Here is a 14,250-nt window from a genome sequence, read left to right as displayed (position 1 = left end):
TAGAACGAACAATAAAATGCTGGCTATTTTCGCTCGTCTCCCATGGATGCACCGAGCTCTTATTGCACTTTTTAGTGCTCTTATTGTTATTGCGCTGTTTCTTCCAGCCCCACAAGACTTACGTCAAGATGAACGCCAATACCAGGTTGGTAAAGCGTACCCATTATCTATTGACCAATCTGCGTTGATTCTAGAAGAGAGAGCACCAACTTTCGCAGTACTGCATTGGGAAAAGCACACTATTGGCTCAGGCGATAGTATGGCGCTGTTGTTTCAGCGTGCTGGTCTCTCATCTCGCTTGCTCTATCAATTGACTTCTACCAATAAAGATATAGCTAATCGACTGACTAAAGTCCGCCCTGGTGATACCTTTCAGTTTGGTTTTGACGCCGATAACAATCTAATCCAAATCAAACGTAAGCTCAGCGCTTATGAAACCTTTCTAGTGACCAAATCAGAGAATGGCTACACCTCGAGCGTGGATAAAAAGCAAGTTCACTATCAATACAACTACGCGAGTAATACCATTACCTCTAACTTCTGGAATGCCGGTGTAGGGGCGGGCCTAACCGCTAACCAAATTATGGAGTTGGCAGGCATTTTCGGCTGGGATATCGACTTTGCCTTGGATATCCGTAAGAACGATTCTTTTGAAATTCTTTATCAAGAAAAAGTCGTTGAAGGTGAAGTCGTCGGTCGAGGTAAGATCATGGCCGCTATCTTTACCAACCAAGGTGACACCTTTAAAGCGATATTGGATGACAAGAGCGGAAATTACTACGATGAAAATGGCCGCGCTATGAAAAAAGCATTCTTGCGCTCTCCACTGGATTTTCGTCGTGTAACCTCCAACTTTAACCCGACTCGCCGACACCCTGTGACAGGGAAAGTACGAGCACATCGCGGAACTGATTATGCAGCTCCAGTAGGAACACCAATTTGGGCGGCGGGCGATGGCACGGTTCTAAAATCAAGCTATAACCAGTTCAATGGTAACTATGTGTTTATTAAACACAGCAATACCTACATAACCAAATACCTACACTTAACCAAACGTATGGTGAAGACAGGTCAAAGAGTTAAGCAAGGACAAACCATAGGTACATTAGGTGGAACAGGTCGTGTGACTGGTCCGCACCTTCACTATGAATTCTTGGTCAATGGCGTACACAAAAATGCGCGTACAGTGAAACTACCTCAGTCCAAATCTTTGACAGGTAAAACAAAAGCAACCTTCATTGCCAATGCTAACCTTAGATTAGAGAAGCTTGAACGTTACAGCCAATTATTAGCTAAACACTAACACTCTTTAATTGAATAAAGGCCCCAACGATAGTATCAATGGGGCCTTTTTACTATTGAATGATTTTGTAAAAATTAGCGCTACTGGCTTTCGATGACCTTATTCGTAGCCTCTTCCACTTTATGCTCTCGCCCTAACATCAATAAGCAAGGGGTAAGCACCAATGTCAGCACGGTCGCAAATGCCAAACCACCAGCAACCGCTGTAGCTAACTGAGACCACCATTGAGTACTTGGAGCGCCAAATTCAATTTTTTGATTCACCAAATCGATGTTCATCTCAAGCACCATTGGCAACAACCCCAAAATGGTCGTCACTGTGGTCAACATCACCGGACGTAAACGCTGGACACCAGTACGTAGAATCGCATCACGCTTTTCAAGCCCACGTCGGCGCAGCTGGTTATAGGTATCAATCAACACAATGTTGTTGTTAACCACAATCCCAGCTAAGGCGATCACGCCAATACCTGACATAATGATACCGAAAGGTTTTTGGAAAATTAACAATCCGACAAACACCCCAACAGTCGAAAACAGAACCGCACTTAGGATTAAAAACGCTTGGTAGAAGCTATTGAATTGAGTAATCAAGATCAACGCCATAACCACAAGCGCAACTAAGAATGCATTTTGTAAGAATGCCGATGAATTTTCTTGTTCTTCATTTTGACCACGAATTTTAAACTCAACTCCGTTAGGCAATGCCAGCTTCGCTAATTCTTGCTCCACTTTTGGCAATTCAAGTGCAAGGTTATAGCCCTCTTTAATATCGGCAAAAATATTAATCACACGTAAGCCATCAATCCGGTGGATCGTATCCTGCTTATGATCGGGCACTATGCTAGCAAAGTTAGTGATCGGCACCATGCCTGCCGCTGTTTTCACTTTCAACTGATCAAAGCGGCCAATATCACGCTTGTCTTCTGGATAGCGAACCAAAATATCGACCTCTTCCGTTGAGTCATCTGGCAAGTAATCCCCAAGCTTTAATCCGTTAGTCACAAACTGAACGGTATTACCCACCAGCGTCGCATCCGCTGCAAAACGAGCTGCATCATCACGGCGAATATCTATCTGCCAGTCTATCCCTGCCTTACTTGAGTTATCACTCACATTAGTAAAGGCCTGATAGTTATCCGCCCAGTGGCGAACCATTTTAGCCGAGCGATCAAGATCGGCAGGTACTCTTGCCGACATCTCAATCACTAAGTCATGTTCAACCGGAGGACCCGCATCTGGGAACTTATATTCTATTTCAACACCCGCATATTGATCAGTCGTTTGTTTTAACTCATCAATAATGGTCTTCACTTTGCGTCGATACTGCCAATCCACCGGTGTGATCTGAATTTGACCAATTTCATCATCGCCTCCCGTACGGGTATAGACGCTTTCAAACTCATCATGCCCTAGCATGACAGATTCAATGTCTCGCATGATGACATCTTTTTCATGAATCGATAGATCACCGTACGAACGTACTTTTACCGTAAAGAAAGGAGGATCGACTTCTGGGAAAAATTCAGCGCCTAGACCCGCTTTATTGTATGTAAAGCCAACCGCAATAGCGAGTAAAATCGCACAAAAAAGAATCTTCAATGGGTGGCGAATAGCAATATCTAAGGTATGAAAATAGAGTTTCGTTAGCCCCGTTGCTCTCGAATAATCACCATCATGTAACGCCAACATCTTCTCACGCTGCGTATGGCTTACATTCTGTGGCTTACCAATTAATCCGCCGAGGACAGGCACAAAGAGTAGCGCCATGGCCAAAGATGCGGCCAAGGTTGCAATTAAGGTAAGTGGCAGATATTTCATAAACTCGCCAGTAATATCAGGCCAGAATAATAGTGGAGCAAAAGCCGCGAGCGTCGTTGCTGTTGAAGCGGTTATCGGCCATGCCATTCGTTTGGCGGCATCACGATAGGCTTCCCGTCTTGGCGTGCCCTCTTGCATTCTTCGATCTGCAAATTCTGTCACGACGATCGCCCCATCAACCAACATGCCAACGGCCATAATTAATGAGAACAGCACAACGATATTGACGGTCAAACCAAACAAAGACAATACTAACAGACCAGTAAGGAAAGAGCCGGGGATTGAGATACCCACGAGTAACGCAGTTCGAACACCTAAAATGGCAATAATAACGATCACGACAAGGATAATTGCCGACAAGATATTGTTTTGCAGATCATTAAGCATCAACTTAACGTCTTCAGATTGATCCCAAGTGTATTTAACTAGTAGGTTATTTGGCCACTCTTCTTTCTGCTGAGCCCCTTCCATCACAGCTTTAATTAGTTGAACCGTTTCAATAATGTTTTCGCCGGCCCGTTTTTTCACATCCAAAACGATCGCTGATTTACCATCTAAACGGGCAAAGCTTTCTGGGTCTCGAAATGCACGTCTAACAGTCGCCACATCACCAAAAGTAATCACTTGCTTACCATCAACTTTCACGGGCAACTCAAGTACATCTTTTAATGAATCAAATACAGATGGGACTTTGACAGAAAAGCGCCCGTATCCAGTATCCACAAAACCGGCAGCCACGACTCGATTGTTTAAAGCGATAAGGTTGTAGATATCCGCTTGGTCGAGCCCATAACTTTCCATTAATAACGGATCGACGATGATCTCTACAATATCTTCACGATCACCCGCAATATCGACTTCTAAAATCTGACGATAGCTTTCAAGCTTGTCTCTCAACTGACGAGCAATCTGGACGATTGAACGCTCTGGAACTGTGCCGTAAAGCACTACGGTTAACGCCGGTTCTTCAGACGCCAACGTGACTTCATTGACCGTCGGCTCATCGCTGTCTTCTGGCAGTTTAGGCTTGGCGAGGTCAACCGCTTCGCGAACATCCGCCATCGCTTTATTGAGATCGACCCCGACACTAAATTCTAGCATCACAGAAGCATGTCCTTCTGATGCAGTCGCCGTCATCTCTTTCACCCCTTCAATAGAGCGAAGCTCCTGCTCGATTGGACGCACAAGCAAACGCTCTGCATCACTGGGTGAAATGCCTTGGTGACCCACAGAAACATATATGATCGGGATGGTAATGTCGGGACTCGACTCTTTTGGAATCGTAATGTAAGTCAGTACCCCGGCTATCAATACAAACACTAACAAAACCAACATAGTGCGTGTGCGAGAAAGCGCCGCATCAATCAGTGCAAACATATGACCTCCTGATTACAACGTTTTCTGAACAGCGATAACTTGATCGCCATCGCGAACAAAACCTTGACCTGTTGTGATGATATCGACCTGCTCCCCTAGTCCCGTCAGCCAGACGCCATCTTGCTCTGCTTTCACTAATTGAATAGGGATAAAATGCACCTTGTCCGCTTTTAAGGTTTTAACTCCTAAATTACCAGACTCATCTAAAGCCAACATCGCTGGCGTTACTTTTATCGCCAGCTTCTGTTTCAAATTGAGTTCAACTTCGGCGCTGATGCCAGCTGGAATGGCTTGGTTAGGGTTAGCTAGTGCGATTTCGATTGGGAAAGTATTCGTCGCGGGAGACGATACACGTGAAATATAGCGAACTTTACCTGCCACTGACTCACCGGAAATAAAGGTCACCTTGGCAGACTGACCAAATGTAAGGTCTTGAATGTGGCGTTCACTCACATCCGCTTCAATCACTATATTACTTAAATCAATCAGTGAAGCGACCGGATCCCCCACTCCGACAAAATCCCCTTTTTCAATAAAAAGATGATCAACGATGCCGGAAAATGGCGCGGTCACAGAAGTATTTCTTAGAGCAATCTTTGCATTGCTCACCATTGCTTTCGCTTCAACTAATGCTGCTTGGGCATTGGTATAAGCAACTTCACCTTGTAGGCCTCTATCTTTAAGAGATTGCGCGGCTTTGAACTCTTTCTCTCGAACTTTGAGCATGGCGCGCGCGCGTTCAAGTTGAATATCAAGGTCGCCTTTATCAATCTGCGCGATGGTTTGGCCTCGTTTAACGCTCTCACCTTTAGCGACTGTCAATTGAACGATTTTCCCGGCAATTTCAGCGCCAAGTTTCGCTTCTTTATCTGGCGCCGTTCGGCCATATAAATCGATCGACTTATATGTCTTTTGCGCACTAAAGGTTTCAAACGCGACTTTAGCTAAAGGGACTTCCTGTACCGATTTTTCTGGTGGCGATTCCTCAGCATTCAGAGCGCCCAACCCTAACCAAATAGATAAAAGTAAAACAACAACCAGAGAGACAATATAGGGACGTGCCGCGATAAAACGGGTGAACGAGAAACTAGCCATAACAATCCTTTGCTTTTACAGCACTTTTTGAGGCGTGTGAAATCAGGATATAAAGTAACCAACTAAAAATAAAACACAGTTGGACAGTAATTTAGGTTAGGTCTCAGTTTCTAGAATAATACCGCAGATAAAACAAAGGCTGCGAATGCAGCCTTAAAGAAATTTGATATTCAGTTAAACACTGAAAGATGCACCACAACCACAAGTTGTTGTTGCATTTGGGTTGTTGACGAAAAAGCGCGAACCTTCTAAGCCTTCAGTGTAATCAACCTGACCACCAACCAAGTATTGTAGGCTCATAGGGTCAACAACAAGCGTAACGCCGCTGTTTACAATAGTGGTATCGCCATCGTTCACGCTTTCATCAAACGTAAAACCGTATTGGAAACCACTACAACCACCACCTGTGATATAGACGCGTAGCTTTAGATTTGGGTTTTCTTCTTCTGCAATCAGAGCACCCACACGTTTAGCGGCTGCGTCTGAAAATGTTAGTGGGATATTTACTTCGCTCACGATGACCTCTCTCAGTCGTGTACTTCCAGACCGCATTCACTTTCACTATCTGGAGCATTATCTTTGTATTAATGGATTGATTATCTAATACCTGAGTGAAGCGTTCAAGTATTCGCCACTTTTGAAGCTACTTTTTATACTAATTCGCTTCTATTTGGCGTGAAAGTACTCAGAATGTGGTGCAAAGCGTTTTATTGAATGGGATTGGGCAGGTACAATGCGAGCCAAATTGGTCCGAGCAATCAAAAGAGGATATCCCATGACCAAATCAGCAGACCTATTTCAAAAAGCACAACAGACCATCCCTGGTGGTGTTAACTCTCCAGTGCGTGCTTTTAACGGCGTTGGCGGCGCTCCAATTTTTGTCGAGCGTGCAGACGGCCCGTTAATTTTTGATGCTGATGGTAAAGCGTATATCGACTACGTTGGCTCTTGGGGCCCTATGATTCTTGGTCACAACCATGCTGTCATTCGTGAAGCAGTCATTGACGCAGCTCAACGCGGTCTTAGCTTTGGTGCGCCAACAGAAATGGAAATTGCGATGGCTGAGCTTGTTTCTGAGCTAGTACCGTCAATGGAACAAATTCGCATGGTGAGCTCAGGTACTGAAGCAACCATGAGCGCAATTCGTCTAGCTCGTGGTTACACTGGTCGTGACAAAATCATGAAGTTTGAGGGTTGCTACCACGGTCACGCGGACAGCTTATTAGTTAAAGCAGGTTCTGGGGCTCTGACTCTTGGTCAACCAAGCTCTCCAGGTGTTCCGGCTGACTTTGCTAAGCACACTCTCACGGCAACCTTTAACGATCTAGATTCAGTTCGCGAACTGTTTGCGGCAAACAAAGGTGAGATTGCTTGTATTATCGTTGAGCCAGTTGCTGGCAACATGAACTGTATTCCTCCAGTAGAAGGCTTCCATGAAGGTCTACGCCAAATCTGTGATGAAGAAGGTGCACTACTGATCTTTGACGAAGTAATGACTGGCTTCCGTGTTGCTCTTGGCGGTGCTCAGGGTTACTACAACATCAAACCGGATCTAACTACGCTAGGTAAAGTAATTGGTGGCGGTATGCCTGTAGGTGCGTTTGGTGGCCGTAAAGAAGTGATGCAATACATCGCACCAACGGGTCCAGTTTATCAAGCAGGTACACTTTCTGGTAACCCAGTTGCGATGGCAGCAGGTTTTGCCTGTTTGAACCTGTTAAAAGAAGAAGGCAACGAGAAGCGCCTAGCATCAAAAACTAAACAGCTTGCGGATGGCTTTAAAGCTCTTGCGGACAGCCATGGCATTCCACTGGTCGTTAACCAAGTTGGCGGCATGTTTGGTTTCTTCTTTACAGATCAAGAGAGCATCACTCGCTACGAAGACGTGACTAAGTGTGACATTGAACGCTTTAAGCGCTTCTTCCACCTAATGCTAGAGCACGGTGTTTATCTAGCACCTTCAGCATTTGAAGCAAGCTTCACCTCCCTAGCACATGGCAGCAAAGAAATTGAAGCGACATTAGAAGCAGCAGATCGCTGTTTTGCAATTATTGCTAAAGAAGCGTAAACCATAATTTAGAGAAAAGGCTGCATCATGCAGCCTTTTTTATTGCCAATTCACCACAACCAACACCATCAATACGGTAAAAAACAGCGCAAACCAAGGCACTGATCGTCTCGGCTTTGTAGAGTTATTGCAGCTCTTATCATTATTACAATAGCCCATAGATTTGACTCACCTCTGATACTTGCCTGATTCTTCGTTGATAACTCCCTGTTTTACAGCCATTATACTGTCACACCTTTAAATCTTTGGACAAAACTGTGTCAGATAAAGTCAAAATCACTTCAAGCCACTGGGTATTGATTGCTGCGCTATTAGCGGCCGGATTTGCGTGCTTCTTATTGGTTGAGCCTTACATTAACTCTATTGTCATGGCCTTCATCATTTCTTTGCTGATGTTCCCAATCCATCAGTGGATCGAACAAAAACTGCCAAACCACAATAACATCGCATCATTGCTTTCATGCGTCGTTTTGACCTTTATTATCGTCGTTCCTTTATTATTTGTTTTTGCTGCAATTATTCAACAAGGATCCGCATTCTCACAAAATGTATATCAATGGGTGACTCACGGAGGTATCCAAACTATTTTTGAGCATCCGTGGGTGGTAAAAGGACTGTCACTTATCAATACGTATTTGCCATTTGACACGATTGAGCCTCAAGAGATAGCGCAAAAAGTCGCGCAATTTGCCACCAGTTTTGGCAGCAACTTAGTCGGTATTAGTGCAAAGATCTTGGGCGATGCGACCAATTTCCTAATGGATTTCTTCTTGATGTTGTTCGTTTTGTTCTTCTTATTACGTGACCACGATAAGATCATCAGCGCAATTCGTCATATTCTTCCCCTCTCGCGTAGTCAAGAAGACAAGCTATTAGATGAAGTGGAGCAAGTTTCAAAATCAGCTGTTATGGGATCTTTCCTAACCGCAATCGCGCAAGGTTTAGCTGGTGGTATTGGTATGTGGTTAGCCGGATTCCCAGGCCTTTTCTGGGGAACCATGATGGGCTTTGCCTCATTCATCCCGGTAGTCGGCACTGCGTTAATTTGGATCCCAGCCGCTATTTACCTCTATCTAACGGGTGACAGTACTTGGGCAATCTTCCTCACTATCTGGTGTGTTGCCGTTGTAGGCTCAATTGATAACTTACTCCGTCCTCTTCTAATGCAAGGTAGCGGTAGCGCGGGAATGAGCACGCTAATGATCTTCTTCTCACTATTAGGAGGCCTGCATCTATTTGGCTTAATCGGCTTGATATATGGTCCACTAATCTTTGCTATTACTATGGTGCTATTCAATATTTATGAAGAAGAGTTCCAAGACTTCTTGAATCGACAGGATTCGAACTAAACTAATTTGGTATCAAAGGGGGATTATGCGAAAATCCCCCGTCTTTTTTATCTAATAGAGTCCACTATGTCTGCTTATATTGCGCCAAGCCAAATTGCGGAAAGACAACTCGCTTACTTCGAAGGTAAACACGTTCTGGTTGCGGGTGAGTCTGAAGATCTTTTCCCTATTGAATTGGTTAAGCATTGTGAATCCGTAACTGTGTTCACAACCAATTACGGTTATTACCGTCAAATCTCTCCGTATGCGCAGATCACTAGCGTATTTGGCGCTGAATTTAACCAAGATACTCAAGCAGACTTAGTACTACTTTATTGGCCAAAAGCAAAAGCGGAAGCAGAATTTCTGCTGGCGATGTTAATGGCGAAGCTAGGCACTGACACTGAAATTGTGGTGGTAGGAGAAAACCGCTCGGGCATTAAGAGCATTGAGAAAATGTTTAAAGCCTATGGACCAATCACCAAATATGATTCAGCTCGTCGTTGTTCATTCTATTGGGGCCAATGTACCGAGCAAGTTAAGCCATTTAAGCTTCAAGAATGGTTTAAGAGCTACCAAGTCACTTATAAACAGCACGAATTAACCATTAAGAGCTTACCTGGCGTATTCAGTCACGGTCAGTTTGATGTTGGTAGCCAGCTATTACTTGATACACTGCCAGCGCTTTCTGGCAAAGTTCTAGACTTTGGCTGTGGCGCGGGTGTTATAGGTTCAGTGATGGCTAAACTTAACCCTTCTATCGAGCTTGAAATGTGTGACATTAGCGCACTAGCTGTAGAGTCGAGTAAAGCGACACTTGCAGCCAATGAATTAAAAGGGAAAGTATTCGCTTCTGATATCTATTCGGATACCAGTTCAGATTATCGCTTTATTATTAGCAACCCGCCGTTCCATGCAGGCTTAGATACGAGCTACAGCGCGACAGAAACTTTGCTTGCAGAAGCACCTAAGCATTCAGCCCGCCCTGGAGAGCTGATCATCGTCGCCAATAGCTTTTTAAAATACCCACCGATTATCCAACAAGCGTTTGGTAATTGTGAGACGCTAAATAAGACCAACAAATTTAGCATCTACCACGCTCAGAAATAATCTTGAGCCCAGTTATTGCACAGTAACTGGGCTTTTCTTCAATACCAGCCACTAAATTTGCGCCTTTCTCCACGCTTTAATTGCGACTTACTTGTCAAAGTAAAAAAACTCGTTAATTTTGTCACTTTAGGAAATAACGTTTTTACTTTGCTCTGCCGTCAGCATTATCTTGCAGACTAGATTCAACCTGACACAGAGCCGTATTTTCACGGAAAGTCTCATAACATCATGTTTAAGTTGTATCGAAAGCAAAGATTTCAACGCCTTCAAAGCACATTAATGCTGGCATTTCTAGCGTTAAGTCTTATCCCTTTGACTATTACTGCCATCTTCTTTTTGCAATCCCACACCACAGATCTGCAAGAACAGAGCACCTCTCACCTTGTCTCAGTGCGAGACAGTAAACAGCAACAAGTTGTTGATTACCTGTACGCTAAAGAATCTGAAGTCATGGGTTTTGTTCGCTCGGAACTTGCCTATGCGAGTGGCGGACGCTTCTATGGTCTAGTTAATGCTTTTCAAAGCTTAGGGCTAGACATGGAGAATGCTCGAGAATATGCGCAAAAACGTTATATTCAGGGTTCAGGCGATCAAATCAAAACGTCAATATTGCCACAATCCAGCATCTTCAACGGCACTGAGCGTTACCGCCTGCTCCATAAGCGTTACCACTGGGCCTATCTAGAGCTGCTAAAGCGCTCTGATTTTGACGATATTCTACTGGTAGATAGAGATGGTAATGTCACCTACTCGATCTATAAATATGACAACTATGGCACTAACCTACTATCTGGTAAGTACCAAGAAGCTAATCTAGGTAAAACGTTCCAGAAACTACGTACCTTGGTGACTGAGAAGCGCAAGACCAACGAAGATTTTACACCTGTTGTTATCTCGGATTTCACTGATGACAATGGCAAATCAGTGGCCTGGTTAGGTGCGCCCATCATTCAACAGGGTTACCTACATAGTTACGCCATGTTCCGTCTCCCTAACAATGGCATCACTAAACTGATCGCTGATACCAACAACATTGCCTCAATGAAGACTCTACTTGTTGGTAGTGATCACCACTCCCGAACCTTGGCATATGAACAAGAAGACATCGATCGTAGCCAAGAAGTGGTCAACTTAGCGCTCAGCGGTTTAACCAATGTAGGTACCTATACCAACACTATTGGTGAAGACACTATTGCTGCGTATAGCCCAGTATCTTTTAAAGGTATTGATTGGGCTCTAGTGGTAGAAGTACCTGAAAGTGTCGCTTTTGCCCGTGTCCACCAGCTTGAGAAGTTGTTTGTTGTCGCAATGCTTATCGCGCTTGTATTAGTGATCATGGCATCACATTACTTATCTAACTTCATCACCTCACCTCTACTTAAGCTCACTTGGGCTGCAGAAAAAGTGTCAGCAGGTGATATGGACGCAAGTATGATCAATACGGAGCGTAAGGATGAAATAGGCCGACTCGCGGTTAGTTTTGAACGCATGCAGCGTTCTATACGTGAAAAGATCCAACTCATCAAACAGCAAAATGAAGAATTAGAAAGTAATCTACAACTGATTCAAAAGCAAAATGATGAGCTACAACTTGCCAATAAACTCAAAGATGAGTTCCTCGCAACCACATCACATGAACTGCGCACACCTCTTCATGGCATGGTCGGTATTGCAGAGGCGTTAATCTCTGGCGCTAACGGCCCAATCACAGCAGACCACAAATACCAGCTAGACATTATTATTAGCAGTGGTCAACGCTTGGCGACCTTGGTTGATGATCTGCTCGATTATCACAAGATGCGCTATGGCAACCTGGATATTGAAACCAGTGCCGTTGATCTCTCTGGCGCCACTCATCTGGTATTGGAGCTCTCTTCTCATTTACTCGGTAACAAGCCACTACGCATTATCAACCAAGTACCTAATGAGCCTATTTGGGTCAGTGCTGATCCTCAGCGCCTAGAGCAGGTTTTGTACAACTTGATCGGAAATGCGATTAAATATACCAGTGAAGGCAAAATCGTTATCTCTGCCACCGTGGTTGATAACAATATTCGAGTTCAAGTCGTCGATACAGGCCAAGGTATTCCTGCGGATCAACTCGATCATATTTTCGAACCGCTAATTCAAGCAGGCAATGACTCGAGTCGCTATCGTCAAGGCGCAGGGCTAGGGTTATCGATCAGTCGTCAGTTGATTGAACTGATGAAGGGATCACTCTATGTCAGCAGTCAACCTATGGTCGGTACAACATTCAGTTTCACGCTGCCAATTGCGACAGAAGAACAAATTGAGCAAGCAAGCCAATATGAAAGCTCTCATTTCAGAGCTCCAGAGATAGGTGATATCGACCTCGCAGAGACCGGCAACCTGCCTGAGAACCCAGAAGGTCCTCTACTATTAGTGGTCGATGATGAACCTGTAAACCTTCGAGTTCTTGACAGTTTCTTACGCCTTGAAGGCTACCGTGTGAGGACGGCTAAGGATGGTTTAGAGGCGATTGAAAATATCGAAAAAGAAAAACCTGAGCTGGTCCTTCTCGATATCATGATGCCGGGTATGAGTGGCTACCAAGTGTGTGAAACACTACGTAAAGAGTATGACCACGCTCAGCTACCTGTCATCATGCTTACAGCTCTAAATCAAGCCGACGATCGGATTCGTGGATTCAATGCTGGTGCCAATGACTATCTCTCTAAGCCTTTCAACAAACAAGAATTGGCTGCGCGTATTATGGCCCACCTAACCGCTAGTAAAGCGGAGCAACGCCGTGTTGAGAATCAACAATTACAACTTGAGCTAAAACAGCGCGCTCTCGTTGAAGCGAGCTTGTTGGAGACACAAGGGCGCCTACTAGAGCAATTAGAAACCGCTCCAGAAGCAATCATCTGTGTTCGTGATGACAATAAGATACGATTTGCCAATGAAGCTGCATCTAAGCTATTTAAACGCTCAACAGAGCAACTAAAACGCTCATCAGCGGAAGAGTTAATCGCTCCTAAGTTTCTTAACGTCACTCAAGAGCACTACTGTGGTGTTATTGATATCTATGTGGAAGATGTACGTCAGCACCTGTCGACTGACATTCTGAAACTGCCTGAAGGCTCGGGTCTCAGATCGATTTATATCTTTAACGTCGGTGGCAGCATCAATGCTAGCCGAATAAACAACCTAGAGACGGCTATTGAAGCACTATCAAGTTATGCGTTTGACGGTGATAAAGCTAAGCTACAAGAGTTAAAAGAACTCGGAGGAGAATTTACCCGTTTAGCCGATAAAGTCTCTTCAGACAGCAAGCCAAAACAAGAAGTCATGCGAGAAATCTTAGTCGATGCGATGACCAACGCTATCGAGTACTGGGAGAGTGTGACAGGTGAAACCAAGTTTGCCTTTGCTGAGCAGAGTGGTTTATGGCGCGTCTATTTAGACCGAAGTACCTTACAAACCCGTACGTTGGATAAATACCTACGTATGGAAACACTGCCGAAGACACCTCGCTGGCGTACCGTTTTGAGCTCGCTCGACTACATTCTTGAGCATTGCAATGAACAAAGCCCTCAACGCACTCATATCGAAGGACTGCGCAATAAACTACAGCACCTACTAACGAGTTAAACATAACGAGTAAAATTGAATAAAGCCCGCTTAGCTAGCGGGCTTTTTTATACCAGTAAAACAAACAACAATATACTCAAGAAAGGCTTATTACGACACGTAAAACAAGGTAATTTTCTCACTTAAAATTGGCGCAACTTGACTTATAGAGTGACCTAAATGGCCACTACAATAGCGATTTGACGTAAAAACAATCGATATTGCGAACCCAGTCACAACAATACGGCAGATTTTAATTAGTTGGGTAAATTAACACTACAAAGCCTAAGTGATTAAGATCTCAGATAATCAACCTAAGCAAAAAACCGCTTAATATAAAGACCAACAATGTAAGTAACCACTAACAAATGACCATACAGCAAAATCACAGTGCGAGTCAGATCACTTAACAAAAAACATACAGCAGGTGCTGAAATTACGTTCAATTGACGTTATTAACGAGGGTTGGGGTAGTTTTTACGTTTTTAACGAGAATAGCGATTGCGAAAATTAACGTTAAGGTGTTTTCTAACTGTGCCTAAGGCCTACAGGCCA

Annotated in this window: 8 protein-coding genes; 5 read left to right on the top strand and 3 right to left on the bottom strand. The window is 44.2% G+C overall.

All coding sequences use genetic code 11. From position 1 onward, the window contains the following. Nucleotides 1-16: 16 nt before the first annotated feature. Nucleotides 17-1,303 (top strand): peptidoglycan DD-endopeptidase ShyC, encoded by a 1,287-nt coding sequence (shyC, locus tag GVO60_RS15785; protein ID WP_159655708.1) that lies wholly within the window; start codon nt 17-19, stop codon nt 1,301-1,303. 80 nt (nt 1,304-1,383) lie between these two features. Here shyC and GVO60_RS15780 read toward each other — a convergent pair whose 3' ends face one another. From GVO60_RS15780 to erpA, 3 genes are all read right to left on the bottom strand, one after another. After that, nucleotides 1,384-4,500, bottom strand: a complete 3,117-nt coding sequence (locus GVO60_RS15780; RefSeq protein ID WP_159655706.1) for an efflux RND transporter permease subunit — start codon at nt 4,498-4,500, stop codon at nt 1,384-1,386. 12 nt (nt 4,501-4,512) lie between these two features. Continuing rightward, nucleotides 4,513-5,595 carry an efflux RND transporter periplasmic adaptor subunit gene (locus tag GVO60_RS15775; protein ID WP_159655704.1) on the bottom strand — a complete coding sequence of 361 codons (1,083 nt, stop codon included), beginning with the start codon at nt 5,593-5,595 and terminating at the stop codon, nt 4,513-4,515. A gap of 174 nt (nt 5,596-5,769) precedes the next feature. After that, nucleotides 5,770-6,111 carry an iron-sulfur cluster insertion protein ErpA gene (erpA, locus tag GVO60_RS15770; RefSeq protein ID WP_159655702.1) on the bottom strand — a complete coding sequence of 114 codons (342 nt, stop codon included), beginning with the start codon at nt 6,109-6,111 and terminating at the stop codon, nt 5,770-5,772. A 259-nt stretch (nt 6,112-6,370) separates the two neighbouring features. Between erpA and hemL the strand changes: the two genes are divergently transcribed. The 4 genes from hemL (at nt 6,371) to GVO60_RS15750 (ending at nt 13,716) form a co-directional block, all read left to right on the top strand. Further along, nucleotides 6,371-7,663: a glutamate-1-semialdehyde 2,1-aminomutase gene (hemL, locus tag GVO60_RS15765; RefSeq protein ID WP_159655700.1), complete on the top strand. Its 1,293-nt coding sequence runs from the start codon at nt 6,371-6,373 to the stop codon at nt 7,661-7,663. Between the two features lie 257 nt (nt 7,664-7,920). After that, the gene (locus GVO60_RS15760; RefSeq protein WP_159655698.1) at nt 7,921-9,012 is read left to right on the top strand and encodes an AI-2E family transporter; all 1,092 of its coding nucleotides are present in this window, start codon (nt 7,921-7,923) and stop codon (nt 9,010-9,012) included. 66 nt (nt 9,013-9,078) lie between these two features. Further along, nucleotides 9,079-10,101 (top strand): 16S rRNA (guanine(1207)-N(2))-methyltransferase RsmC, encoded by a 1,023-nt coding sequence (rsmC, locus tag GVO60_RS15755; protein WP_159655696.1) that lies wholly within the window; start codon nt 9,079-9,081, stop codon nt 10,099-10,101. A gap of 228 nt (nt 10,102-10,329) precedes the next feature. Beyond that, nucleotides 10,330-13,716 carry a response regulator gene (locus GVO60_RS15750; RefSeq protein ID WP_159655694.1) on the top strand — a complete coding sequence of 1,129 codons (3,387 nt, stop codon included), beginning with the start codon at nt 10,330-10,332 and terminating at the stop codon, nt 13,714-13,716. Nucleotides 13,717-14,250 lie beyond the last annotated feature (534 nt).

The organism is Vibrio atypicus (assembly GCF_009811315.1).
Classification (GTDB): domain Bacteria; phylum Pseudomonadota; class Gammaproteobacteria; order Enterobacterales; family Vibrionaceae; genus Vibrio; species Vibrio atypicus.
Note: the sequence above shows the minus strand (reverse complement) of the source record. Positions and strands in the feature narration are given on the sequence as shown.

Bases quoted from the DNA above. Each gene is read 5' to 3' on its own strand.
- GVO60_RS15780 (WP_159655706.1), bottom strand. From the start codon at position 4,500: ATGTTTGCACTGATTGATGCGGCGCTTTCTCGCACACGCACTATGTTG.
- hemL (WP_159655700.1), top strand. From the start codon at position 6,371: ATGACCAAATCAGCAGACCTATTTCAAAAAGCACAACAGACCATCCCT.
- GVO60_RS15775 (WP_159655704.1), bottom strand. From the start codon at position 5,595: ATGGCTAGTTTCTCGTTCACCCGTTTTATCGCGGCACGTCCCTATATT.
- GVO60_RS15750 (WP_159655694.1), top strand. From the start codon at position 10,330: ATGTTTAAGTTGTATCGAAAGCAAAGATTTCAACGCCTTCAAAGCACA.
- rsmC (WP_159655696.1), top strand. From the start codon at position 9,079: ATGTCTGCTTATATTGCGCCAAGCCAAATTGCGGAAAGACAACTCGCT.
- shyC (WP_159655708.1), top strand. From the start codon at position 17: ATGCTGGCTATTTTCGCTCGTCTCCCATGGATGCACCGAGCTCTTATT.